At 38.7% G+C, this 25,963-nt stretch carries 23 protein-coding genes; 17 read left to right on the forward strand and 6 right to left on the reverse strand.

The annotated features are described in order from the left end of the window. Positions 1–77: 77 nt before the first annotated feature. From LOS73_RS02175 to nadC, 3 genes are all read right to left on the reverse strand, one after another. Positions 78–1,421 carry an O-antigen ligase family protein gene (locus tag LOS73_RS02175; protein ID WP_007376054.1) on the reverse strand — a complete coding sequence of 448 codons (1,344 nt, stop codon included), beginning with the start codon at positions 1,419–1,421 and terminating at the stop codon, positions 78–80. Positions 1,422–1,483: 62 nt separating this feature from the next. Continuing rightward, positions 1,484–1,903, reverse strand: a complete 420-nt coding sequence (locus tag LOS73_RS02180; protein ID WP_007376055.1) for a pilin — start codon at positions 1,901–1,903, stop codon at positions 1,484–1,486. 461 nt (positions 1,904–2,364) lie between these two features. Further along, a complete protein-coding gene (gene nadC, locus LOS73_RS02185) occupies positions 2,365–3,210 on the reverse strand; it encodes a carboxylating nicotinate-nucleotide diphosphorylase (RefSeq protein WP_033023262.1) in 846 nt (281 codons plus the stop codon). A gap of 587 nt (positions 3,211–3,797) precedes the next feature. Between nadC and ampD the strand changes: the two genes are divergently transcribed. The 7 genes from ampD to LOS73_RS02220 all read left to right on the forward strand — a co-directional run bounded on the left by ampD (position 3,798) and on the right by LOS73_RS02220 (position 13,646). Further along, positions 3,798–4,352, forward strand: a complete 555-nt coding sequence (gene ampD, locus LOS73_RS02190) for a 1,6-anhydro-N-acetylmuramyl-L-alanine amidase AmpD (RefSeq protein ID WP_008136808.1) — start codon at positions 3,798–3,800, stop codon at positions 4,350–4,352. A 13-nt stretch (positions 4,353–4,365) separates the two neighbouring features. After that, positions 4,366–5,217, forward strand: coding sequence for a beta-lactamase regulator AmpE (gene ampE, locus LOS73_RS02195; protein WP_007378722.1), 852 nt, complete (start codon positions 4,366–4,368; stop codon positions 5,215–5,217). Between the two features lie 353 nt (positions 5,218–5,570). Beyond that, positions 5,571–6,320, forward strand: a complete 750-nt coding sequence (gene pdhR, locus LOS73_RS02200; RefSeq protein WP_002957764.1) for a pyruvate dehydrogenase complex transcriptional repressor PdhR — start codon at positions 5,571–5,573, stop codon at positions 6,318–6,320. A gap of 88 nt (positions 6,321–6,408) precedes the next feature. Beyond that, on the forward strand, positions 6,409–9,075 hold the full coding sequence (gene aceE, locus LOS73_RS02205) for a pyruvate dehydrogenase (acetyl-transferring), homodimeric type (protein WP_457934402.1): 2,667 nt from the start codon (positions 6,409–6,411) through the stop codon (positions 9,073–9,075). A 10-nt stretch (positions 9,076–9,085) separates the two neighbouring features. After that, the gene (aceF, locus tag LOS73_RS02210) at positions 9,086–11,005 is read left to right on the forward strand and encodes a pyruvate dehydrogenase complex dihydrolipoyllysine-residue acetyltransferase (RefSeq protein WP_457934403.1); all 1,920 of its coding nucleotides are present in this window, start codon (positions 9,086–9,088) and stop codon (positions 11,003–11,005) included. 205 nt (positions 11,006–11,210) lie between these two features. Beyond that, positions 11,211–12,635: a dihydrolipoyl dehydrogenase gene (gene lpdA / locus LOS73_RS02215; protein WP_007378726.1), complete on the forward strand. Its 1,425-nt coding sequence runs from the start codon at positions 11,211–11,213 to the stop codon at positions 12,633–12,635. Positions 12,636–12,959: 324 nt separating this feature from the next. Continuing rightward, a complete protein-coding gene (locus LOS73_RS02220; protein ID WP_007378727.1) occupies positions 12,960–13,646 on the forward strand; it encodes a tRNA-uridine aminocarboxypropyltransferase in 687 nt (228 codons plus the stop codon). Between the two features lies 1 nt (position 13,647). On the opposite strand, the gene LOS73_RS02225 is transcribed toward LOS73_RS02220, so the two are convergent. Next, a complete protein-coding gene (locus LOS73_RS02225) occupies positions 13,648–14,163 on the reverse strand; it encodes a hypothetical protein (protein WP_008136817.1) in 516 nt (171 codons plus the stop codon). An 854-nt stretch (positions 14,164–15,017) separates the two neighbouring features. Between LOS73_RS02225 and LOS73_RS02230 the strand changes: the two genes are divergently transcribed. The 4 genes from LOS73_RS02230 to LOS73_RS02245 are packed head-to-tail and all read left to right on the forward strand — an operon-like array spanning position 15,018 to position 19,651. Next, positions 15,018–16,022 (forward strand): extracellular solute-binding protein, encoded by a 1,005-nt coding sequence (locus tag LOS73_RS02230; protein WP_033015947.1) that lies wholly within the window; start codon positions 15,018–15,020, stop codon positions 16,020–16,022. Next, entirely contained in the window at positions 16,022–17,653 is a 1,632-nt protein-coding gene (locus LOS73_RS02235; RefSeq protein ID WP_033023849.1) for an ABC transporter permease, read from the forward strand. The genes LOS73_RS02230 and LOS73_RS02235 overlap by 1 nt, the downstream gene beginning before the upstream one ends. Beyond that, the gene (locus LOS73_RS02240) at positions 17,654–18,703 is read left to right on the forward strand and encodes an ABC transporter ATP-binding protein (protein ID WP_457934404.1); all 1,050 of its coding nucleotides are present in this window, start codon (positions 17,654–17,656) and stop codon (positions 18,701–18,703) included. It abuts the gene before it with no gap. A gap of 48 nt (positions 18,704–18,751) precedes the next feature. Further along, positions 18,752–19,651, forward strand: a complete 900-nt coding sequence (locus LOS73_RS02245; RefSeq protein WP_007378732.1) for a Dyp-type peroxidase — start codon at positions 18,752–18,754, stop codon at positions 19,649–19,651. Positions 19,652–19,664: 13 nt separating this feature from the next. Here LOS73_RS02245 and argR read toward each other — a convergent pair whose 3' ends face one another. Continuing rightward, entirely contained in the window at positions 19,665–20,132 is a 468-nt protein-coding gene (argR, locus tag LOS73_RS02250; RefSeq protein WP_006794541.1) for a transcriptional regulator ArgR, read from the reverse strand. 225 nt (positions 20,133–20,357) lie between these two features. Between argR and mdh the strand changes: the two genes are divergently transcribed. Then, positions 20,358–21,290, forward strand: coding sequence for a malate dehydrogenase (gene mdh, locus LOS73_RS02255; RefSeq protein ID WP_457934405.1), 933 nt, complete (start codon positions 20,358–20,360; stop codon positions 21,288–21,290). An 85-nt stretch (positions 21,291–21,375) separates the two neighbouring features. Here the strand turns inward: mdh and ispB are convergent, their stop codons facing one another. Further along, positions 21,376–22,347, reverse strand: a complete 972-nt coding sequence (gene ispB / locus LOS73_RS02260; protein ID WP_033038669.1) for an octaprenyl diphosphate synthase — start codon at positions 22,345–22,347, stop codon at positions 21,376–21,378. Positions 22,348–22,769: 422 nt separating this feature from the next. Here ispB and rplU point away from each other — a divergent pair, with 422 nt between their 5' ends. The 5 genes from rplU to LOS73_RS02285 all read left to right on the forward strand — a co-directional run bounded on the left by rplU (position 22,770) and on the right by LOS73_RS02285 (position 25,671). Next, positions 22,770–23,081 carry a 50S ribosomal protein L21 gene (gene rplU, locus LOS73_RS02265; RefSeq protein ID WP_002957748.1) on the forward strand — a complete coding sequence of 104 codons (312 nt, stop codon included), beginning with the start codon at positions 22,770–22,772 and terminating at the stop codon, positions 23,079–23,081. Between the two features lie 16 nt (positions 23,082–23,097). After that, a complete protein-coding gene (gene rpmA, locus LOS73_RS02270; protein WP_002957747.1) occupies positions 23,098–23,355 on the forward strand; it encodes a 50S ribosomal protein L27 in 258 nt (85 codons plus the stop codon). 141 nt (positions 23,356–23,496) lie between these two features. Next, entirely contained in the window at positions 23,497–24,654 is a 1,158-nt protein-coding gene (gene cgtA, locus LOS73_RS02275; protein WP_007378734.1) for an Obg family GTPase CgtA, read from the forward strand. 72 nt (positions 24,655–24,726) lie between these two features. Then, the gene (gene folA / locus LOS73_RS02280) at positions 24,727–25,218 is read left to right on the forward strand and encodes a type 3 dihydrofolate reductase (protein ID WP_007378735.1); all 492 of its coding nucleotides are present in this window, start codon (positions 24,727–24,729) and stop codon (positions 25,216–25,218) included. A 78-nt stretch (positions 25,219–25,296) separates the two neighbouring features. Continuing rightward, on the forward strand, positions 25,297–25,671 hold the full coding sequence (locus tag LOS73_RS02285; protein WP_007378736.1) for a DUF3718 domain-containing protein: 375 nt from the start codon (positions 25,297–25,299) through the stop codon (positions 25,669–25,671). Positions 25,672–25,963 lie beyond the last annotated feature (292 nt).

A 25,963-nucleotide genomic window follows, 5' to 3' on the forward strand; every position in this document is an offset into this window, starting at 1 on the left:
ATCTTTTAATGAAATCGACTTTTATAAGAGAAGCATAACGTAAACAAATGATCCTTGATAGAAAAGTTATTCACGATTTATTCCCGCTGACCGACAGACCAGAATCGAGGCCCATAAATATAGCCACTATCAGGGTCTATGTTGTTATACACGCTAATTGCCTGTTGCAAATAAAAGTACCAACCGAATATGAATAAAATAGTAATAATAGCTTTTCCCCATTTACTTATGTAAATAAGTGGGCCATTTCTTTTATTGATTCTTCCAAGTAACAATCCCCACATTATGAATAATAATGTTTGCGAAACAGGCATTACATGAACACCAGAAAATAGTGAATAAATAACGCCAATAGCAAATGAGTAAAATAGGCTTTCAGTAATGACGTCTTTTTTATGGCTTCTTAAATGTGTTACAGCTTTCTTAAAGGTTGTAAAAACAGCAGTTAAAATACATATAAGGGCGATTAGTCCCCACTCATTTAAAATTTCAATTAATGAATTGTGTGGGTGGCTAAAAGGGGCAGAGTTTCCAAGTGACATTTCAAATATTCCAGGACCATTTCCTATAAATAAATGCTTTATAGATAAGCTTGAAAGAGTATTTAACCATAGATCAACACGACCTGATGTGGATGTGCGTAATATTTCGGCTCCACCTTTATTTAATGAATCCAGAGCATAAAAAGTAATACAACTTAATATCAAACAGACTAATGCAATAAACACTTGTTTTCTTAATGTTGTTTTTAAAGCAAGAGCAAAAATTGAGAAAGCTAAAAAAGAGAGTAAAGCGCCACGAGCTTGGCCAATAAATATTAACAGTAAGTTTAAAAACAAAATAGTAAATACAATACGCTGAATATTTTTAAATTTTAGAAGTATCACTAAGAAAGGAAGAATGAACACTTGTACTTGGTTAAAAAAGCGAATGTTAATAAAGCCAGAGTAGATGATGTATGGATTTAAAGGTTGTTGCTCAGAAAGTGTAAAAATTATATTGAGTAGGCATACTAAAATTAAGCTTGTGTGAGCGATTACTAACACATAGATAATGAACAAAATAGATTTTTTATTATTAATTGAACTTAGACTTTGCAGAGTTATAAAAAGCAAGCTTATGTGGAGTGTATAAAATAAACTGAAGCTAGTTTCTTTATTTATAAACGACGACAAACAGCCACTAACGATAAAAATAAGAGGTAAGACTTTGATTCTTCGATTTGATGACGAAACAATAGAAGCACCTTTATTTCGTATTAAAATGAGGACTGATAATAGACTTATAGCAAACAAAAAAAATATTTGAATGATTCTTTGGTGATTATGATAGTCGTAGGAGGTTATTGGTATTAAAGGAGTCAAAGTGAATAGAAAAAATAAACTAATAACTAATATTTTTATTATATTCACTTGGTTCATAAATTTTTATTCTTACACACTAAAAAGCGCCCGTTGAGGCGCTTTTAAAAATCAATAAATGATTAAGATTGTGGACAGCTTTTTGGTGCTAAATCTTTATTCGCTGCAGTAATACCAGTAGTTGCACATGTCCAAGTACCAGTAGATGTTCTTGTCCAAGTGATTTTAGCCGCGTTACCAATTTGTGTGGGTGCATTTATTACCGCACATTCAATTGTTGTCCCTGTAACTGTTATGTCGCAGTTTGCTGTTTTTGCTTGTAAACCCGCTTCGGCGATAGTGGGGGTAGTGCCTGAATTTGCCGCAACTTCAAAACCTGTTCTTCCAGCAGATATCTCTGCTAAGCCAGCTGTTAATTTAGATGAAGCTTGATAGTTTGAGTAAGCAGGCAATGCAATTGCAGCAAGAATACCGATGATTGCTACTACAATCATTAATTCAATTAGGGTGAAACCCTGTTGTTTTTGAGTCATTGTTTTCATGTTTCCTCTCCTAAAGGATAGATTTTTGTAGGTTAAATCATATAAGCGGCAAAATTGCCTAACTTAATTTAGCTGATTTAGTTTACAGTTTTACTTAAAAAAATTTTATTTCACGTTAACTTTTGAGCTTTTGACCACAAAAGCTATAAATTCATTGTGTGCTACTACGTTGTATCAATCAAATTATACGTTAGCAATGAATACTAGACACTTGATAAAATAATTTAGTGTATTTAGTTTTTAAACTAAATTGCCAAGTAACTATTTTGGCTGAACTTATAAAATAAGTTGATACAACAGTGCGAGTCTAGCACTGTTTATTGTTATTTAGCATACGTATTTAATGTTAAAGGTACTTTATTTAACAAAATATTAAAGAGTAGTCCTTTTTTACTATTAAATGCTCAATTATTTAAAATGTCAATGAATTAGGTATGCTTAAACCTTTTTCAGCATGTTTTTTATTCAAAACGCATTGATAAATCGATTGATTGTAAATTTTTTGTAAGTGCACCACTTGATATAAAATCAACACCAGCTTGAGAATAGGTTTTGAGTGTTTCTAACGTCATATTACCAGAGACCTCAAGTTTGGCGCGTTTATGCGTTAATGTAACTGCCTGCTTAATTTGCTCAATGCTAAAGTTATCAAGCATTATAATATCAGCGCCAGCGTGAATAGCTTGATTTAGCTCATGAAGTGATTCAACTTCGACTTCAACTGATTTATTAGGATGGTTCAGTTTTGCTTGAGCCACTGCTTTATCAATTGTGCCACAGGCTGCTATATGGTTTTCTTTAATTAAGAACGCATCAAATAAGCCAATACGATGATTTGCACCACCGCCACATTTTACTGCGTATTTTTGTAATGCGCGAAGCCCTGGTATGGTTTTGCGAGTGTCGAGTAGTTGTGTAGTGGTACCACTTAACTCTTTTACATAATGCGCTGTAGTAGTCGCTGTACCTGATAAGGTTTGCACAAAGTTAAGTGCAGTACGCTCGGCAGTTAATATTGAACGTGCTGAACCAGTGGCTGTAAATAATGTGCTGTTTGCTTTAATTACGTCGCCATCATTTACGAGTACGGCTACTTTTACAGTCGGGTCTACTTGTTTAAATACTTCAAGGATGATGTCTTTTCCGCAAAAAACGCAGTCTTCGCGCGTTATTACTTTGGCATTTGCTTGCTCGTTTAGTGGGATCAGTTGTGCGGTAATATCGCCATCTTGCGCGGTTTGGTAATTTAAATCTTCGTCGAGTGCAAGAGTAACAAGTTGACTAATTAAGGTGTGCGAAATAGACATAGCAAAGCTCATAAGCGTTAATAAATTAAGAAAATTTTACTATGTTTGTAGATGAAAGAGAAGCGATTGGCTTTGTTCTGATATAAAGATAAGCGCGCGAAATAAATTCGCACCTACGGTTTGATGTATGTTGTAGGTGAGGTTTTACACCTCGCTTTTAATTTAAAAAGCTACGTTACATGAGCGGACGTAAATTCGCACCTACGGTTTGGTGTATGTTGTAGGTGAGGTTTTACACCTCGCTTTTTAAAAACCCAAGCTACGTTACATGAGCGGACGTAAATTCGCACCTACGGTTTGCTGTATGTTGTAGGTGAGGTTTTACACCTTGCTTTTTAAACACCCAAGCTACGTTACATGAGCAGACGTAAATTCGCACCTACAGTTTGGTGTATGTTGTAGGTAAGGTTTTACACCTCGCTTTTTAAACACCCAAGCTACGTTAAATAAGCGGGCGTAAATTCGCACCTACGGTTTGGTGTATGTTGTAGGTAAGGTTTTACACCTCGCTTGTTACTATCATTGTTTTAATAAATCCTTTAGCATCAGCGATATGTATATCTTGATATTTATATAGCAAACGTATCATGAAAATAGATTTAAGTGGTGTTTTAAGTACGGTAGTGCAGCGGCCTTGTTCGCATTTTGATGAGCGCCCTGATGAGGCTGATATTTCTTTATTGGTGATTCACAATATATCATTGCCAGCAGGGCAGTTTGGTACACCTTTCGTTGATGAGTTATTTATGGGTAGCATTAACTGTAATGCTCATCCGAGTTTTAGTGACTTAAAGAATTTACGTGTATCTGCCCATTGCTTTATTAAGCGCACCGGGAATGTTTTACAATACGTGCCATTTAATAAGCGCGCATGGCACGCCGGCTTATCTGAATTTGAAGGGCATGCGGCGTGTAACAATTTTAGCATTGGTATTGAGCTTGAAGGAACTGACACCACTCCTTATACTTTAATGCAATATAATGCGTTAGCTGTTTTGAGCAAATCAATAATGCAACGCTATCCAAAAATAACGCCTTCACGTATTGTGGGGCACTGCGATATTGCTCCAGGGCGAAAAACCGACCCAGGTAGTAGCTTTAATTGGCAATTGTTTTTAAATATGCTTGAGCAATCAAGCTAAGAGAGTAACTACAATGATTTTGGTTTCTATAATAATTGCACTAATACTTGAGCGTCTAGGTGCTCGGTCTAATTATTGGCAAATAAGTTATTACGCAAATGGTTATTTAAATCGCTCTAATAAATTACTTGGTGATAAGGGCTTATTTAGCTCAACACCGGGATTTTTAGTTTGGCTTGCACTCCCTGTTATAGCTATAGCACTAGTTTATTGCTTGTCAGATTTTGTATTGTGGCAGTTGGGTATTAATATCGCGGTGCTTTTAGTGTGTTTTGGTTGTGCTAAGCAGCGTGCTTTATACAAATCGTATTTAAATGCGTTAACGCGCGACGATGGTACTGCAGCATCTTTATATGCACTGCAAATAGGTCAAAAGCGTACCGATGATCAAGATGGTGGCGAGACTTTTGGGCAAACATTGGCGTGGGTAAACTTTAGATTTTATTGTGCGGTTATTTTTTGGTTTGTTGTTTTAGGCGCGCCAGGTGCGGTTTTATATGCATTAGTACGTACTTTAGCTGATTTAGTACGAGAAGATCATAAGGTAATATTTGCTAAGCGTTTTAAGCTTATACATAAACTATTGTTTTGGCTCGACTGGTTACCTGCACGTATTACCAGCTTTGGTTATTTAGTAATAGGTAACTTTAATAAAGGCACGAGCTGTTGGCTACGTTACGTACTTAACTTTAAATCTCCAAACCGAGAAGTCGTAACATGTACTGCACTGGCTGCAGAGCAAGTTGAAAAGCGTTATTACGGCTGTACCTACGAAGCCACTTGTATGATTAAGCTTGTTAAGCGCAATGTATTATTTTATTTAGTACTTATAGCACTACTTACATTATTTGGTGGGCTGTCTTAAGTTAATACCTTTTTAATAAAGCACCTTATGCAATGTAAGGTGCTTTAATCTCTTCCTGCAATTTTTAAACACAATAAAATAGAGCTAATATTCTAATTCCATCTGGTCAGACCAATTGTTTTCATCCTATTAACGTTATAACAATTTTTTGTAAATTGCGCATTGTTTAATCTTCGTTCAAAATGCGTTACGCTACTGCCAACGTATAAATACACTGTAAATTGACAGCTATTAGGCTTTTTGATACCGTATTGAAAATTTTTGGTATGACCAATTTACCTTTTGGGTAAATCATACGACTTAAAGCCCCGTTTTGTGGGCTCTTGGTATTTATACAACGCGGACGTTGATTCATGTCTTTAAAGATTAAAGCAGCAAAATTATCTGATGTTATTTTACAGCAACTTGAGAACATGATTCTTGAAGGCTCGTTAGCACCAGGTGAAAAGTTGCCACCAGAGCGTGAACTAGCAAAGCAATTTGAAGTGTCTCGCCCGTCACTGCGAGAGGCAATTCAAAAGTTAGAAGCGAAAGGTTTAGTTACGCGTCGCCAAGGTGGCGGCACGTTTGTAAAAAATCAGCTCGAAGAAGGGCTTACTGATCCACTTTTTGATTTGATTAGTAAACACCCTGAGTCGCAGTTTGATTTACTTGAATTTCGTCATGCATTAGAAGGGATTGCTGCTTACTACGCAGCACTGCGCGGGACCAGCAACGATTTTAGCAAAGTAAAGCAAAGCTTTGATGAAATTGCCTTAGTTAATGATGATTTACAGCAAAAAGCAAAAGCAATTAATGCATTTCACTTTAGTGTGGCTGAAGCTTCGCATAATGTCGTGTTATTGCATTTAGTTAGAGGTATGAAAGCGCTGCTTGAGCAAAATGTACTGCAAAATTTAACTGTTCTATTAAAAAAGTCAGATATTAGCAGTCAATTAGCCCAACACAGGCGTTTATTAATGGATGCCGTTATTGACGGTAATCCAGAACAAGCCCGTTTAGCAAGTAATGCGCACTTAGCATTTATAGAAGAAGCATTGCTTGAAGCAGGCAAAGAACATTCGCGAATTGAACGTAGTTTAAGACGCACTAAACAAAATTAAGTTAGTACATAATTACTTTGAACACACATTAAGTAGCTGTGATATTAAATTAACAATATTCGTATTTTAAACATAAGGAAACCTCCATATGTCTGAAGTCAATAAAATTGACGTAGACGCGCTAGAAACACAAGAGTGGTTACAAGCTCTTGAATCAGTTGTGCGCGAAGAAGGTGTTGAACGAGCTCAGTTTTTACTTGAGCAAGTATTAGAGCAAGCCCGTTTAGACGGCGTTGATATGCCAACGGGTATTACCACGAACTACGTTAATACTATTCCTGTAGATCAAGAACCTGCTTACCCGGGTGATGTAAATCTTGAGCGTCGTATTCGTTCAATTATCCGTTGGAACGCGATTATGATCGTTCTACGTGCATCTAAAAAAGATCTCGACTTAGGCGGCCATATGGCGTCTTACCAATCATCTGCTGCATTTTATGAAGTGTGTTTTAACCACTTCTTTAAAGCACCAAATGATGTAGACGGTGGTGACTTAGTTTATTACCAAGGTCATATTTCTCCAGGTATTTACGCACGTGCATTTGTTGAAGGGCGTTTATCGGCGTCACAACTAGATAACTTCCGTCAAGAAGTTGATGGCGAAGGCTTACCATCGTACCCACACCCTAAGTTAATGCCTGAGTTTTGGCAGTTCCCTACGGTATCAATGGGCTTAGGTCCTATTTCATCAATTTACCAAGCACGCTTCTTAAAATACTTAGATGGTCGTGGCTTAAAAGACACTAAAAATCAGCGTGTATACGCGTTTTTAGGTGACGGTGAAATGGATGAGCCAGAGTCACGGGGTGCTATTTCTTTTGCTGCACGTGAAAAACTAGATAACCTTTGTTATTTAGTTAACTGTAACTTACAGCGCTTAGACGGCCCAGTTATGGGTAACGGTAAAATTATTCAAGAGCTAGAGGGCTTGTTTAAAGGCGCTGGCTGGAACGTAATTAAACTAGTGTGGGGCAGCGGTTGGGATATTCTTCTAGCTAAAGACACAACGGGTAAATTACTACAGTTAATGAACGAGACTGTGGATGGTGATTACCAAACATATAAAGCGAAAGATGGCGCGTACGTACGTGAAAACTTCTTTGGTCGTTACCCAGAAACAGCTGCACTTGTTGCGGACATGACAGATGACGAAATTTTCGCGCTTAAGCGTGGTGGTCATGAATCGTCAAAACTATTTGCTGCATTTAAAAAAGCAGAAGAAACAAAAGGTCGTCCAACTGTAATTCTTGCTAAAACTGTAAAAGGTTACGGTATGGGTGAAGCAGCTGAAGGTAAAAACATTGCGCACCAAGTGAAAAAAATGGACATGTCGCATGTTGCACATTTACGTTCACGCCTTGGCCTTGATGACTTAGTATCTGAAGATCAATTAAAAGAATTACCATACCTAGAGCTTGAAGAAGGTTCACCTGAGTACAAATACTTACATGCGCGTCGTGATGAGCTTAAAGGTTACACACCTAAGCGTATTCCACGTTTTAGTGAAAAACTAGCATTGCCAGAAGTAGACGCATTCAAGCCGCTACTTGAAGAGCAAAAACGTGATATCTCTACCACTATGGGCTTTGTTCGTGCACTTAATATCTTATTAAAAGATAAGGGCATTGGTAAAAACATCGTACCAATTATTGCCGATGAAGCGCGTACATTTGGTATGGAAGGTTTATTCCGTCAAATTGGTATTTACAACCCACATGGCCAAAACTACACGCCGCAGGATCGCGATATTGTTTCTTACTATAAAGAAGCGACTTCAGGTCAAGTACTGCAAGAAGGCATTAATGAGTTAGGTGCTATGTCGTCATGGGTTGCTGCTGCAACTTCATACAGCACTAACGATTTGCCAATGATCCCATTCTACATTTACTACTCTATGTTTGGTTTCCAACGCGTTGGTGACATGGCATGGATGGCGGGCGATCAACAAGCACGTGGTTTCTTATTAGGTGCTACGGCGGGTCGTACAACGCTAAATGGTGAAGGCTTGCAACACGAAGATGGTCACAGTCATATTCTTGCTAATACGGTTCCTAACTGTATTTCTTATGACCCAACTTACGCGTTTGAAGTTGCTGTTATTGTACAAGACGGTATTCGTCGTATGTACGGTGATGATCAAGAAAATATTTACTACTACCTAACGCTTATGAACGAAAACTACCATCAGCCAGCTATGCCAGAAGGCGCTGAAGAAGGTATTCGTAAAGGTATTTATAAGCTTGAAAGTTACGCAGGTAAAAAAGCCAACGTACAGCTATTAAGCTCAGGTACTATTATGACTGAAGTACGTAAAGCCGCTACGATTCTAAGCGAAGAGTATGGCATTGCGTCTGACGTGTTCTCTGTAACGTCTTTCAACGAATTAACGCGTGAAGGTCAAGATGTTGAACGTTTCAACATGCTTAACCCTGAAAGCGAGCAAAAAACAGCATATATCACAAGCGTATTAAACGACTCTGTGACTGTTGCAGCAACGGATTACATGAAAAACTACGCAGAACAAGCGCGTTCATTTATTCCAAGCAGCAACTACAAAGTGCTAGGTACAGATGGTTACGGTCGTTCTGATAGCCGTGAAAACCTACGTCGTCACTTTGAAGTTAACGCGGGCTACGTTGTTGTTGCTACGTTATCTGAGCTTGCTAAACGCGGTGAAGTTGAGAAGTCAGTAGTTGTTGAAGCACTTAAAAAGTTCAACATCGACACTAACAAACTTAACCCACTGTACGCATAAGAGGTTTGCAATGAGTATTGAAATTAAAGTACCTGATATTGGTGACGACGAAGTAGAAGTAACCGAAATATTAGTAAGCGTTGGCGACAAAGTAGATGTGGACCAATCACTATTAAATGTTGAAGGCGACAAAGCATCAATGGAAATACCGGCTTCGCAAGCGGGTACAGTGAAAGAGATTAAAGTAAACGTTGGCGACACCGTTACAACTGGCTCTTTAGTATTTTTGTTTGAAGGCGAGAGTGAAGGCACTGGCTCGACTAATGCATCAGCCGCTGCTCCAGCTAAATCTGAAGAGGCAGCACCTGCTGCTTCTACAGGTTCTTCAACTAAAGAAGTAACCGTACCAGATATTGGAGATGACGAAGTTGAAGTAACTGAAATCATGGTTGCTGTTGGCGACACCGTTGAAGAAGAGCAATCTATCTTAAACGTTGAAGGCGACAAGGCTGCAATGGAAGTGCCAGCACCATTTGCTGGAACGGTTAAAGAAATTAAAGTAGCCGCTGGCGATACAGTTAAAACAGGCTCGTTAGTGTTTGTTTTTGAAGTAGCAGGAAGTGAATCTGCAGCACCGGCTAAAGAGTCGGCTCCTGTAGAAGCGCCAGCAGCTAGCTCAACAGCAAACGCAGCACCAAGTACTAAAGAAGTAAATGTACCTGATATTGGTGGCGATGAAGTTGAAGTAACTGAAATTATGGTTGCAGTTGGCGATACGGTTGAAGAAGATCAATCAATCTTAAACGTTGAAGGCGACAAAGCCGCAATGGAAGTACCCGCTCCATTTGCAGGTACGGTTAAAGAAATTAAAGTAGCCGCTGGCGATAAATTATCGACTGGCTCATTAATTTTTGTATTTGAAGTTGCAGGCAGCGCGCCAGTAGCAGCATCTGCACCAGTTGAAAAATCAGCACCTGCAGCAGCGGCTAAAACTGAATCGGCTCCCGCTCAAGCAGCACCTGCAAAAGCAAGTAATGAAAGCTTCACAGAAAACAGTGCGTATGCTCATGCATCACCTGTTGTTCGCCGTTTAGCGCGTGAGTTTGGTATTAACCTAGCTAACGTTAAAGGCACTGGTCGTAAAAACCGTGTGGTTAAAGAAGACGTGCAAAACTATGTTAAAACACTGGTTAAGCAAGTTGAATCTGGTCAATTATCAGCTGGTAGTAATGCTGGTGGCAGCGAGCTTGGTCTAATTCCATGGCCTAAAGTAGATTTTGCTAAGTTTGGTGAAATTGAAGAGAAAAAACTATCTCGCATTCAAAAGCTATCAGGCAAAAACTTACACCGTAACTGGGTACAAATCCCACACGTTACACAGTTTGACGAAGCTGATATCACCAGTCTTGAAGTATTTCGTAAAGAGCAAAATGCACTTAGCGAGAAGAAAAAGCTGGGTGTTAAAATCACACCTCTTGTGTTTGTGATGAAAGCAGCGGCTAAAGCACTTGCAGACTTCCCAACATTTAACTCTTCACTGTCTAACGATGGCGAAAGTTTAATTCTTAAGAAGTACATTAACATTGGTGTTGCTGTTGATACGCCAAATGGTTTAGTAGTGCCAGTGTTTAAAGATGTTGATAAAAAAGGCATTATTGAATTATCACGTGAACTAATGGAAGTATCTGTTAAAGCCCGTGACGGTAAGCTTACATCGTCTGATATGCAAGGTGGCTGTTTTACTATCTCTAGCCTTGGCGGTATTGGCGGTACGGCATTTACGCCGATTGTTAATGCGCCAGAAGTTGCTATTTTAGGTGTATCTAAATCTGAAATGAAACCTAAATGGAATGGTAAAGAGTTTGAACCTAAACTAATGGTTCCACTTTCTATGTCATACGACCATAGGGTTATTGACGGAGCATTAGCTGCACGCTTTACTGTGACTCTTGCAAGTTACATGAGCGATATTCGCCAGTTGGTGATGTAACCAGTTTAGAAAAATTGGTATACGCAATAAAATAAATAGAATCAAATCCCAGCCAGTTGTTTTTAGCTGGGATTTTTACCATTTGCAATGATACAATCTTTGTACGAATTGCATCACTTTGTGCGCTGCTCACTCTTTCTGCCTTGCAGAAACATGGCAGTTAAATTTTAGGGCAGTGTCCCGTTCAAACAATTAAGGTAAAAGCATGAGCAACGAATTAAAAACTCAAGTTGTTGTACTAGGCGGTGGTCCTGGTGGTTATTCTGCGGCTTTCCGTGCTGCTGACTTGGGCTTAGAAGTTACATTAGTAGAATCTCGCGAAACATTAGGTGGCGTATGTCTTAATGTTGGTTGTATTCCTTCTAAAGCACTTTTACACGTAGCTAAAGTGATTGATGACGCAGCTGAAATGTCATCTCACGGTGTTACTTTTGGCGCACCAAAAATCGATCTTGACCAAGTTCGTACTTGGAAAGATTCTGTAGTTGGCCAGTTAACTGGTGGACTAGAAGGTATGGCCAAAATGCGTAAAGTGAAAGTTGTATCTGGATACGGCAAATTCACGGGCAGCAATACTTTAGTAGTTGAAGGCGCAGACGGCGCTACAACTATCACGTTTGATAACGCGATTATTGCAGCCGGTTCTAAACCAGTTAACTTACCTTTCATCCCACAAGATGACCGCGTAATTGATTCAACTGGCGCGCTAGAGCTTAAAGATGTACCAGAAAAGCTACTTGTATTGGGTGGTGGTATTATCGGTCTTGAAATGGGTACGGTATACCGTGCGCTAGGTTCTGCAATTGATGTTGTAGAATTTGCTGATCAATTAGTACCAGCAGCTGATAAAGACATTATCAAAATTTACCAAAAATACGTAAGCAAAAAATTCAACGTAATGCTTTCAACTAAAGTTGTTGGTGTTGAAGCTAAAGAAGACGGCTTATACGTAACATTTGAAGGTAAAAACGCACCAGCAGAACCAGTACGTTACGACAAAGTACTTGTTGCAGTTGGCCGTACTCCAAACGGTAACTTACTTGATGCTGAAAAAGCGGGCGTAAACGTTGATGAGCGTGGCTTTATTAATGTTGATAAGCAATTACGTACTAATGTAAGCCATATTTTTGCAATTGGTGACTTAGTTGGCCAGCCTATGCTTGCGCATAAAGCGGTTCATGAAGGTCATGTTGCTGCAGAAGTTATTTCTGGTCAGAAGCATTTCTTCGACCCTAAATGTATTCCTTCAATAGCGTATACTGACCCAGAAATCGCTTGGGTAGGTGTTACTGAGAAAGAAGCAAAAGAGCAAGGCTTAAAAGTTGAAACTGCGGTATTCCCGTGGGCAGCATCTGGTCGTGCAATTGCATCTGCTCGTACTGAAGGTTCTACTAAACTTATCTTTGATAAAGAAAGTGGCCGTATAATCGGTGGTGCTATGATCGGTATTAACGCGGGCGAAATGCTTGGCGAAATCGGTTTAGGTATTGAAATGGGTGCTGATGGTGAAGACTTAGCGCTTACAATTCATGCTCACCCAACATTGAACGAATCAATCGGCCTTGCAGCTGAAATTTTTGAAGGTTCGATCACTGACCTACCAAACAAAAAAGCAGTTAAAAAGAAGTAATTTAACTCTTTAGCATTTGTTTGAAAAACCCAACTTAGGTTGGGTTTTTTTATGTCTGATTTTTAATTTGAGAGATGTTGAATTAATTCAATGATACCAATCTGCTTATATATGGGGTCTATTTAACGTTAAGAAAATTACGCTAGAACTAGGCAAAATTTTTTGTATCTAGTTGTTCTAAATAAAAAAATTTTAACGAAGTTATAGTGCAATTTAATTCGTTAAATTGATCAAAGATTTATGCAGGTTGGTATGGCTATAAATATAAGATTAAATAACAAGAAGTCGTTACAATGCGCGCTTAATTAATTGAAGGTAAATACAGTGAAAAACTCAGTTTTGGCATTACGCGCTCAACAAATAAGTGAATCCCGTCGAGAGTTTAATGCTCGAGGTGGTAAATTAGATCGCTGTGAGCAATGCTTAATAGCTAAGCACTACTGTATTTGTAAAGGTGTTGAACAGGCTGATTGCACGGCTGCGGTCTGTTTATTGATGTACCATAATGAAAGCTTTAAACCTTCTAATACAGGGCGTTTAATTGCTGAAATAGTACCTGATAATCACGCTTTTAGATGGGACAGAACAGATCCTAACCCAGCGCTTTTAGCTTTAATAAATGATTCGCAGTATCAGCCAATGGTCGTGTTTCCCGCTGAAGATGTAGAAGAGGGCAGAGCTATTACCGAAGTGAGTATTGAATTAGGTAAAAAGCCGCTATTTATATTTTTAGATGGTACGTGGCGAGAAGCAAAGAAAATGATTCGTAAAAGTCCCTATTTAGATAACCTACCAGTGCTTTCTGTTACTGCTGATAAACTATCTGATTACCGATTACGTGTAGCCCCTCATGCACATCAACTAGGCACTGCTGAAGTGGCTATTATGGTATTAGCACTTGCGGGCGAAATGGATGCATCAACAAAGCTTGAGCAACATTTTATAAAGTTTCGCGATGCGTATTTATTAGGTAAACGTAATAAAGGCAGGCCTGAGTCTGATCAGAGCTAACTTAAGCCGATTGTTTGCTCGTGTATTCTAAGTAAGCTATCGCTTTATTTTGAAGTGCTGTAAAATTTTCTTCAGATGTTAACTTTACAACTGTTTCATATAGTTGATTCATACTTGTATGCACTTGACTAAATGAATGGAAGTCACTGCTTTCCATTTTTTTTGCTTCTTCTACTCTTTTTAAAAAATACTTATTAATATTAACTTTACCATTAAAATTTGTGCGGCCTATTGCATTTGCTAGCTTATTTAATTGATAACTAAATTCGTCATCACGGGCGGTTTCACCTCTTTGGGTTGTTCTGATATCACTTTCTAATTGAATAATAACGTTGAGTATCGTTTTAAACTCACTCATAGACATGTTAGAAAAATCGAATCCTTCTGGATTAAACAAAGCAGAATAAGGATTTTCTTTTGGGGTAGGTGCTGTAAAAATACAAATATACTCTGCTGTGCTATTTACTGGGCTATTAAGTGTGGAGACGTTTTTACTCGATTTAAAATTTATATCCATAAACTATTTATGTTCCTTCATATAAGTTGTGCTCTGAAGCTGATGAGATTGCTATTTCCTCTATTATTAATATGTTTGACTTAATTACCTATGCAAAGAAAAGCGCGCTCTATCTCTAGGCGCGCTTGCGGAATCTTCTAATTTTCTGCATCCTGCAATTGAACTTAATCAACTCCAATTTTTACTAATCCATGTTATTACAATATTACTTTTTAGTTCTATGTAATCTAGGCTATCCGGGCCTGTCTCCTTTAATTCCTGAACATCCTGTAAGGTAAATACTATTACCAAATCCTTCCATTGCACTTCCTAGTGCATCCGTGTATTAATCAATCCATTGTGTTGCCTAAAAGGCCTGTCCATCTATTCCTTAAACATCCTGTCAAACAACTTAAACCCTTGTTGTTATCCCTTTCGCACCTTCCTGATGCTATCCATTTTTACAACATTCCATTGTGTTACTCATACTGAGCCTGTCCTAAAATCCGTATTTCCTTGGTAACCTAATCATTGGTTGGTCGAATAAATAATTTGCTTGTATTTAATCGATAAGCATCACTGCTTGGTTGATGAGTAAATTATAGGTGAATGGAGCAACTTAAATAGGGCTGAAACTATATTTAATTAGTATTTATGCAATAGCTAAAGTTTATTAATTCTTTATTTTCAATTGGTTATTTAATTAATGCTTGTTTTATATGTTGCTTTTTACTCATTGGCTGTCACATCCGTGAGAGATGTCTTACATGACATTTCTGTTTTAGACACCTTTTACCTACTTACAGCTATTTAAGGTGTGCACTTTTTAACTGTTCACGGTAGAATTATTTGATAATAATTATTATTTAGGTGGAATAATGAAGACACTCGCTATCACTTTAGGATTAATAGTATCGGCGCCAGCCTTTGCAAACGACGTCGTTAATATTTACTCTTTTCGCCAACCGTTTTTAATACAGCCAATTTTGGATGATTTTACAAAACAAACCGGCATCCAAACGAATGTTGTTTTTGCTAAAAAAGGATTAATTGAACGTGTTAAGCGCGAGGGAAAACATAGCAAAGCCGACTTAGTACTAACTTCTAACTTTAGTGCACTTATTCAATTAGAAGATTTAAAGTTAACGCAAACTATTAAAAGTGACAGCGTAAATAATAATGTGCCTGCAGCATTTCGTGATGGCGAAGGCCAGTGGGTTGCGCTAACAAAGCGTGTGCGTAATGTTTATTCATCAAAAGAGCGAGTAGGTGCGTTACCAAACCTAACTTATGAAGAGTTGGCTGATCCTAAATATAAAGGTCAAATTTGCACTCGTTCGGGTAAGCATCCTTATAATTTGGGGCTTGTTGCATCAATGATAGCTCACCATGGTAAGGCTGATACTAAAACATGGCTTGAAGGCGTCAAAGCTAATTTAGCGCGCAAACCCCAAGGTAACGACCGTGCTCAAGTTAAAGCTGTTAAAGAAGGTTTGTGCAATTTAGCGTTAGGTAATAGTTATTACCTTGGAAAAATGTTGCAAGATAAAGAACAAAAAGGTTGGGCGGAAGCGGTAAATATTAATTTCCCGAACCAAATTAATCGTGGCTCGCACATAAATGTATCGGGTGCGGTTATTACTAAGTTCGCTAAAAATCCTGAAAATGCCTTGAAACTCATAGAGTATATGACCGACAATAAAGCACAAAACATGTATGCCTCACTAAATATGGAGTATCCAGTTAAGCCAGGTGTGCAATTATCCAGTTTGGTTGCGTCTTGGGGGAGCTTTAAGGAAGACAGCTTGCCACTCGATGAGATCAGTAAATATCGTCCGTTAGCGCTTAAGCTGATTGATGAGGTGAAGTTCGATCTTTAATGACTTATAAATTTAAGCTGTCTAAATGGCAGCTCTTTGCGTGGTCGACGGGTTTGATTCTGTCGGCCCCGTTGTTTTTTCTTCTTTTTGAATCTCTGCAAGGTAACTCTGAGGTGTTTTCTCATCTTTGGGATACAGTGCTTTGGGATTACATTACTAATACTGTGTTGCTGGTTTTAGGCGTTTGTGTGCTTAGCTGTGCTATTGCGCTGCCACTCGGTTGGCTTACTGCTTACTGTAGTTTTCCTGGTAAAAAGCAGTTTGAATGGGCACTTATGCTGCCCCTTGCTATGCCTACCTATATTATTGCCTATGTATACACTGATTTATTAGACTATGCGGGCCCTGTGCAAATAGCACTTAGAAAATGGTTTGGCTGGCAATCACCTAGTGACTATTGGTTTTTTGATATACGTACACTACCTGGCGCTATCGTTATGATTGCCTTGGTACTTTACCCGTATTTATTTTTAATTTTTAAAACAGCCCTTCGCGAACAGTCATTCAAATTAGTACAAGCTAGTCAATTAATGGGGCTATCTCCTAAACAAAGTTTTTTTAAAGTAAGTTTAGTGCTCTCTCGCGGCGCAATTGTTGCGGCTCTTGCACTCATTAGTATGGAAACTATGGCTGACTTTGCAACCGTCAGCTATTTTGCCGTGAGCACATTAACGACCGCCGTATATGACACATGGTTTGGTTATTATTCGCTTACAGCGGCCGCTAAAATATCGGGTGTAATGCTCTTACTTTTATTTTTGGCATTAATGGCAGAACGCTTTAGCCGCCGTAACCAAGCGGTATTTGAGCGCCAATCAAGTGTAAATAGCGAATCTCTCTATGTATTAAAAGGAAAGTCGGCTTGGCTAGCAACTGCATTTTGTGGCTTTATTTTACTTATCGCTTTTTTAATTCCCATTGCAGTACTCGTAAACTACGCAATTACCTACTTTGATAAAGCGTGGAACATTGAGTTTTTTAGCTATGCTTGGCAAAGTTTAAAAGTAGCAGGGATAGTGAGTGTAATAACCATTACGTTGAGTATTTTTGTGGTTTTTTATCAGCGTGTTGCAAAGCAAACGTATCCGCTTATTCCTGGGCGTTTAGCCAGTACGGGCTATGCATTGCCTGGTACAGTGCTCGCTATTGCTGTTTTATTACCACTTACATTATTAGAAAACACCATCAATGAAGCGCTCGAACCATATAATTTAGATATAGGTTTACTGCTTACAGGCAGTATTCTTACTATTATTATTGCTTACATTGTTAGGTTTTATGCCATCGCACACGGAGCGATAGAATCGAGTTTTTTACGCATTAGCCCATCACTCGATATGGCAAGTCAATCAATGGGTAAAAGCCAAGGGCAAACATTGCGTTTAATACATCTACCTTTATTACGCCGTGGACTACTTACGGCGGCATTACTGGTGTTTATTGAGTGCATGAAAGAGCTACCTGCGGCGTTATTGCTCAGACCGTTTAATTTTGAAAGCTTAGCAACTCATGTATTTCAGTATGTGAGTGACGAGCAGTTAGAGCTTGCTTCAATTTCGGCATTATTTATTGTTATTGTCGGGTTTATTCCTTTGTATTTTATTAATCGTTCTATGGAGCAACGTAGTTAAATGAGTAGTTTAATTTTACAAGGCGTGAGCTATCACTATAACGGTACAAAGGTTATTCATGATTTAGATTTAACAGTGGGCAAAGATGAAATTGTTTGTCTGCTCGGTGCAAGTGGTTGCGGTAAAACAACCACATTAAAAGCCATTGCAGGTTTAATTGAAGCCAAGCAAGGGTCTATTTTTATAGACGGTAAATTAGTGAGTGATGAGCAATCTTTTGTCTCACCTGAGCATCGTAACATCGGCATGATGTTTCAAGACTATGCATTGTTTCCGCATTTAACGGTGGCAAATAATATCGCATTTGGGCTTAGTAAAATGAGTAAAGCCCAAAAGCAGCAACGTGTTGATGAAATGCTTAAGCTTGTTCATTTAATTGGCTGTGCCGATAGATTTCCTCATCAGTTATCGGGTGGCCAACAGCAACGCGTCGCTATCGCTCGTGCATTAGCTTATAAACCTAGTTTGTTATTGCTTGATGAGCCTTTTTCAAACATCGACACACAAGTACGCTTTGAATTAATTGCCGATATACGTCGAATTATTAAGGCAACACAAGTCTCTGCTGTATTTGTTACGCACTCAAAAGAAGAGGCATTTGCCTTTTCCGATACACTTGCCATTATGCATCGCGGTAAAATTGCGCAACAAGGCACGCCAGAACAGCTTTTTGCAGCCCCAAGCTCAAAGGAGGTTGCAGAGTTTCTGGGTCAAGGCATATACTTAGAGGCAGAAGTATTAACGACAACTGAATATAATACACCGTTTGGCTTAGTTAAATCATATATTGGACATGAGCATAGAGCGAGTGTAGGGAAAATATATGTTCGTCCTCACCAGATTGAATTGGTAAGTGATAATCTATGTGACAGACACTGTGAACGAGCTACAATATTAAGTAGTCGCTTTATTGGTTCAGCGTATGTTTACACTGTCGTTATTGCTGAGCAAGAAGTTGAAGTTGCTGCACAATATGACCAATCATTTGAAAAAAATGAGCAGGTTATAATAAAAATAAAACCTCACACGGTGAACTTTTTCGAATCATAATTAATTTGTTATTCGCTGTGTTTTTATCTATAAAACTAAGGAATAACAATGGCGCAAGCGCAATCAGGGATTTGTGCTGAAGCAAACTTACACGGTTTGCACTTATTTTTTAATGTGTTTGATGGTCAAGATGAATCGTTACGCGTAAAACTAAAGCAAGTAAGCGCTATTGAAGAAGAATTTAGCGATCAGTTTTCAGAATCAATGCTCTCTTGTATGGTCGCTATTGGTGCGCAATATTGGCCACATATCCTTCCTGAGTACATTCCAAGCGAATTACAGAGCTTTCCTAATATAAATCACAGCGATCACCAAATGAGCGTGCAACCGTGTGATTTGTTTGTGCAAATTCGCTCTGACCGTGAAGACGTTAACCATTTATTTGCCCTGCAAGTATTAAAGTTATTTGCTCCTGATGTAGAGCTGGTAGAGCAGGTTCGTAATTTTCGCTTTTTAGATGGACGAGACTTTAATGGCTTTATTTATGGTGGCGATTCTGCTCATGGTAGAAAAAAGCGTGCGACGGCACTAATAAATAAACCGGGTAGCTTTGAAGATCAAGGAAGTTATATTCATGTACAACGTTATAAGCATGACTTAACTGTGTGGCAGCATTTATCATTAAGTGAGCAAGAGCAAATAATGGGTCGTACGCGCCTTGATAACACACTAATTACCCCCGCGATCGAAACCAGCCATGCTTCGCGTAGTGAACTAAAAGACGAAGATGGGCAACCGCTACTATTAAATCAAAGCATGCCTTATGGCGATGTGTATGAGCAGGGAATGTTATCAATTACATGTGCATGTACAGGAACCGCGTTCGAAAAAATACTTAAAAGCCGTTTAGGCGAAGGTGATTGTTACGACCACTGGCTTGATTTTACTCAAGCCGATATGGGTTCTGCTTTTTTTGCACCTTCGGTCGGATTTTTAAAACAGATTTAATTACGATTAATAATCAAACCGTATCAAATAAAATGCGAACGCGTTCAAGTGTCACGTCTATTTCAGATATTTTAGCCGGGGCGATAAAAATAGTGTCATCGCCGGCAATAGTTCCTAGTACGCCATCTGCTTTACCTAATGAATCTAATAAACGTGCAATAAGCTGAGCCGCACCTGGGCTGGTACGAATGATGATCATCATTTCGTTGTGCATAATGTCGATTACTAATTGGCGTAATGGGCTTTTAGCCGTAGGTACACCCATTTCAGCAGGTAAGCAGTAAACCATTTCTTGCTTGGCATTACGTGTGCGTACAGCGCCAAACTTACTTAACATGCGTGATACTTTACTTTGGCTTATATTGTCAAAGCCTTGCTCTTTTAACGCATCAACTATTTCGCCTTGAGAGCCAAAGTTTTCTTCTTTTAAAAGCGATTTAAATGCTTTTACCAGTGCTTCTTGTTTATCTTGTGGTTGCATAGTCTTTATTCATTTTTGTTATTTATGCTGCAAATTCTACACAATAATGAATAATTATGCAGCAGTTGTTTAGTTAACTTGCCAGTTTGATGCGTTAAATCACAAAAGTTTACGACTATGGTCGAAAATATACTTGAAATAGACAGGATAAATTTGTTTTTAGTCGCTAATTTCATTATCTTAAGAGCCACAAATATTTCCTACCTCAAATGACGGAGAATTCCAATGAAAGTTGCTGTATTAGGTGCTGCAGGCGGTATCGGCCAAGCGTTGTCTTTATTATTAAAAACAGGCTTACCAGCTGGCTCTGAATTATCACTTTATGATGTTGCACCAGTAGTACCAGGTGTTGCGGTTGACCTTTCTCACATCCCAACAGATGTTAAAGTTGCAGGCTTTGGCGCAGACGATTTAAATAAAGCGCTTGAAGGTTCTGACATCGTGCTTATACCAGCGGGTATGCCACGTAAACCAGGTATGGATCGTGCTGATTTATTCAATGTAAATGCTGGCATCATCAAAACGTTAGCAGAAGGCATTGTTGCCAGCTGTCCTAAAGCGTTAGTAGGTATTATTACTAACCCAGTAAACGGCACAGTTCCAATTGTTGCTGAAGTATTCAAAAAAGCAGGTACTTACGACGCTAAACGCGTATTCGGTATTACTACGCTTGACGTTATTCGTTCAGAAGCATTTGTTGCTGAACTTAAAGGCGTAGACGTAGCAACTGTAAAAGTACCAGTAATTGGTGGTCACTCAGGCACAACGATTCTGCCTCTACTTTCTCAAGTTGAAGGTGTTTCTTTCACAGATGAAGAAGTTGCTGCACTTACTCCACGTATCCAAAATGCGGGTACTGAAGTTGTAAATGCTAAAGCAGGCGGTGGTTCAGCTACGCTATCTATGGGTGCTGCTGCAGCTCGTTTTTGTATGTCTTTAGTTGAAGGCCTACAAGGTGAAGAAGTTGTAGATTACGCTTACGTTGCTGTTGAAAATGGCGATGCAGAGTACTTTGCACATCCAGTACGTTTAGGTAAAAACGGCGTAGAAGAAATTCTTTCTTACGGCGAACTAAGCGCATTTGAAACAAAAGCAAAAAATGACATGCTTGAAACATTGAAAAAAGACATCAAAGAAGGTGTTGATTTCATGGCGTAATAGCCGGTTTAAGCAACAAAAAAGCCTGCATTTGCAGGCTTTTTTATTGCTCAGAATTAATGTCACACTGTGTAACTAGTTAAAACTAGTGGTCGCGGTCAACCGCAATACGGGCAAGGCTTATAAGTGCTTGCTTATAGTCAGACTCAGCTAAAAAGTCTAAACAGGCAATGGCTTTTTCGGCCTCAAGCTCTGCTTTTTGCATTGTAAACTCAAGCGCATTAGTTTGTTTTAGTGCAGTTAAAATTTCTTCTAAATGCTCCATACCATTACTGTGCTCTATTGCATCACGAATAAGTTGCGTTTGCTGCTCGCTACCGTGTTGCATAGCATAAATAAGCGGAAGGGTTGGTTTGCCTTCAGCTAAATCATCGCCAATGTTTTTACCTAGCTGCTCAGCGTCTGCATTGTAATCGAGTACGTCATCTACTAGTTGAAACGCAGTACCTAAATGCATACCGTATAGGTTTAGTGCATCAAGTGTCGTTTGGTCTTGCTCTGTGATAATGGCAGCAAGGCCTGTAGCTGCTTCAAATAATTTAGCCGTTTTAGAGTAAATAACCTGCATATAGCTGGCTTCAGTCGTATCTGGGTCATTGCAGTTCATTAACTGTAATACTTCACCTTCAGCAATAATGTTTGTTGCATCGGCAAGTACTTGCATAATCTGCATTTTTCCAAGGCCAACCATAAGCTGAAATGAGCGAGTGTAAATAAAGTCACCAACTAATACGCTAGCAGCATTACCAAATTCAGCATTTGCTGTAGGCGTGCCACGTCGTAAGTTTGATTCATCTACAACATCATCATGCAATAGCGTTGCTGTATGGATAAACTCAACAATTGTTGCAAGTGTTATGTGATCTTTACCCTGATAACCGAGCGCCTTGGCTGCTAAAATTGCGAGCATTGGACGAACACGTTTGCCGCCACTGCTAACTATATATAAACCAAGCTGATTAACTAACGCCACATCTGAGCGCATTTGCGCATGTATAAGTTGATTGACGTCATTCATATCGCTTTCGATTAACGCCTGGATAGCTTTTATATCCATTGATCTCCGAGCCAATTTTTATGTGTGAACGGCGCAGATTGTACAACAAAAAATGCACTAGCTCGATATTTTGTGACGATTGATTGAAAAAACACTATTAAAGTACTGAATAAGAGCTTAATTGGTTGAGATAACTGATTAATAGATAACCAATATGCAGTCTGAGTCGCGCTTAGATATTATACAGCGAGAGCTCTATTTAAGCGCATTAACTTATTTCGCTTAACAGCTAAAAAGCACTTGGCAAAAGGGTCAATTAATATAAACTGGGGGAAATATTGAATTACTCTCAATGCAGCTACTTTTTATTCATTTTAATTACAAAATAGGCTTGCTAGTTATTTCGCGTTAGCGTAAACTTCGCGCCCTATCGAAGAATATTTTAGTTGCACCGATTTGAGGGTGCACAGACGGAGTTAATTATGTACGCGGTTTTCCAAAGTGGTGGTAAACAGCATCGTGTGACTGAAGGTCAAACGATTCGTCTTGAAAAATTAGACGTTGAAACTGGTGCGGCAGTAGAATTTGATTCAGTACTTTTAGTTGCTGATGGTGAGAAAATCGAGATCGGTGTACCGTTCGTAAACGGTGGCAAGATAACAGCTGAGGTTGTTTCACATGGTCGCGGTGAGAAGATTAAGGTTGTTAAATTTAGACGCCGTAAGCATTCTCGTAAGCAAATGGGCCATCGTCAATGGTTCACTGAAGTTAAAATCACTAGCATTAGCGCTTAATTAGAGGTACTTAGAAATGGCACATAAAAAAGCAGCTGGTAGTACTCGTAACGGTCGCGATTCAGAAAGCAAACGCCTAGGTGTTAAGCGTTTTGGTGGCGAATCAGTTCTAGCGGGTAGCATCATTGTTCGTCAGCGTGGAACTCGTTTCCACCCTGGTACAAACGTAGGTATCGGTAAAGACCACACTATCTTCGCAAAAGCAGATGGTAAAGTTCAGTTTGAACAGAAAGGTCCTTTAAACCGTAAATACGTAACTATCGTAACTGAGTAATCAGTAAGGTAGTTAAAAAACCCCGCTTTTGCGGGGTTTTTTGTTTTAAGAAAAAAATATATACCCAAGCCAAGCCTGCAATCAGCTTGGCTTCGGTATATAATAGTTAAATTAACAAGCCAATCCCTAAAGTGAGTAATCATGAAGTTTGTAGATGAAGTAGAAATTCGCGCAGAAGCTGGAGACGGTGGCAGCGGCATCGTGTCTTTCCGTCGTGAAAAATATGTTCCAGATGGTGGACCAGACGGCGGTGACGGTGGAGACGGTGGTAGTGTTTATCTACAAGCTGATGAAAACTTAAATACCCTCATTGATTATCAGTTTGAGCGTTTCCATAGAGCTGAACGTGGTACTAACGGTCGTAGCCGTAACTGTACAGGCCGAAAAGCCGATGACTTATTTGTTATGGTGCCTGTAGGCACACGTATCATGGATGTTGATACCCAAGAGGGACTTGGTGATTTAACGCAACATGGTCAACGTATTTTGGTTGCAAAAGGTGGTTTCCACGGCTTGGGGAATGCACGTTTTAAATCAAGTACTAACCGAGCACCTCGTCAAAAAACCTTGGGTACTGAAGGCGAAGTACGTAATTTAAAATTAGAGTTGCTACTATTAGCGGATGTAGGCTTACTAGGGCTTCCTAACGCAGGTAAATCTACGTTTATCCGTAGTGTATCAGCAGCAAGGCCTAAAGTAGCTGATTACCCGTTTACAACGCTTATTCCTAATTTGGGTGTAGTGCGTCCAGAAGCGAATAAATCATTTGTAATAGCTGACATACCAGGCTTAATTGAAGGTGCATCTGATGGTGCAGGCTTAGGCATCCGCTTCTTGAAGCATTTAGAGCGTTGTCGTGTGTTATTACACATTATCGATGTAATGCCGGTAGATGGTTCAAACCCTGTTGATAATGCATTCTCGATTATTAACGAGTTACATCAATACAGCCCTAAATTAGCTGAAAAGCCACGTTGGTTAGTTTTTAATAAAATAGACTTATTACCAGAGGACGAAGCAAAAGCGTTATGTGAAGCTATTGCAGAAGAACTGGGCGAAACTGAAAATATTTATCACATTTCAGCGATTAATAAACTCAATACTCAACCTTTAATTCACAACATAATGACACTGCTCGATAGCATGCCTAAAGAGAAGTTTGTACAGGTTGAAGATGAAGAGATTGAATTCAAGTGGGATACCTATCATGAAAAAGCCACTAAAGGTAAAGGCAATGATGATGATTGGGACGACTGGGATGAAGATGATTACGACGTAGAAGTTGTCTACGAGCGCTAATTAAATAGAATTTATAAAAAGGAGCTTATGCTCCTTTTTCTTTGTTTAAAAATAAAGTACTAGGTATTTAATATGATAATTTCAATGATTGCAGCAATGGCAAATAACCGTGTAATTGGCCTAGATAATAAAATGCCATGGCATTTACCTGCAGATCTTCAGCATTTTAAAAAAGTGACTACAGGTAAGCCTGTAATTATGGGTCGTAAAACTTTTGAATCTATCGGACGTCCTCTGCCTGGGCGACGTAATATTATTATTACTCGTAATCTTGGGTATCAAGCTGATGGAATTGAAACGGTAGCAACACCAGAGGCCGCATTGAATTTAGTTTCTGACGCTGAAGAAGTAATGATCATTGGTGGTGGAAATATTTATCAGCAGTTTTTAGAGCGTGCAGAGCGCTTATATTTAACGTTTATAGATTTAGATGTAGAAGGCGATACACAATTCCCAGATTATCAAAAAATTGCTAAATGGGAGCTTAAAGAAGAGTTAAGTATGCAGCCTGATAATAAAAACAAATCTAGTTATAAATTCGTAACTTTATATAAAATTCAATAACATTATTGCGAAAATCTACGTGTGTTGGTACAATATTAACCAATCAACATAGGTAAAAAGTACCATAAAGGGTTTTTCATGTTTAAATTACCAAAGCTAGTTATTGTTACTGCTATTGCAGTAGGTTCATTTTCGTATGTAGCGCCTGCAAACGCTGAAGATCAATTAGCTGTATCTATTTGCGAGTATATAGCAGCGGACGATAAAAACCGTTTACGTAGTAAACTTAAAAGTTCTCGTGTAAAAATTCGTAATATCTACGATGCAATACAATGTAATGGTAATAACTTATTACGCCATGCAGTTGCAAGCAACGCAGTAGGTACTGGTGAATACATTGTTAAAAACCTTTCAAAAAGTTCATTAGCTGATGGCGCAGATATCGCTTGGGCTGAAGGTAACCATGCTGGTTCACCACTTATTGCTGTAATTAAAGACCGTGCTGGTCTGTAATTAAAAAGCATTTAAAAGCCGCGTTTTATACGCGGTTTTTTTGTAGCTAAAAATCATGTAACTGTGATTTTTCAATAAAAAGCCGATATTACTATGTAATATCGGCTTTTTATTGAAAGGGTGATTATCTTATACCAATCTGCTTATATATGGGGTCTATTTAACGTTAAGAAAATTACGCTAGAACTAGGCAAAAATTTTTGTATCTAGTGTTCTAAATAAAAAACTTTTAACGACGTAATAGTGCAATTTAATTCGTTAAATTGATCAAAGATTTAAACAGGTTGGTATT

The organism is Pseudoalteromonas sp. SCSIO 43210 (assembly GCF_054133285.1).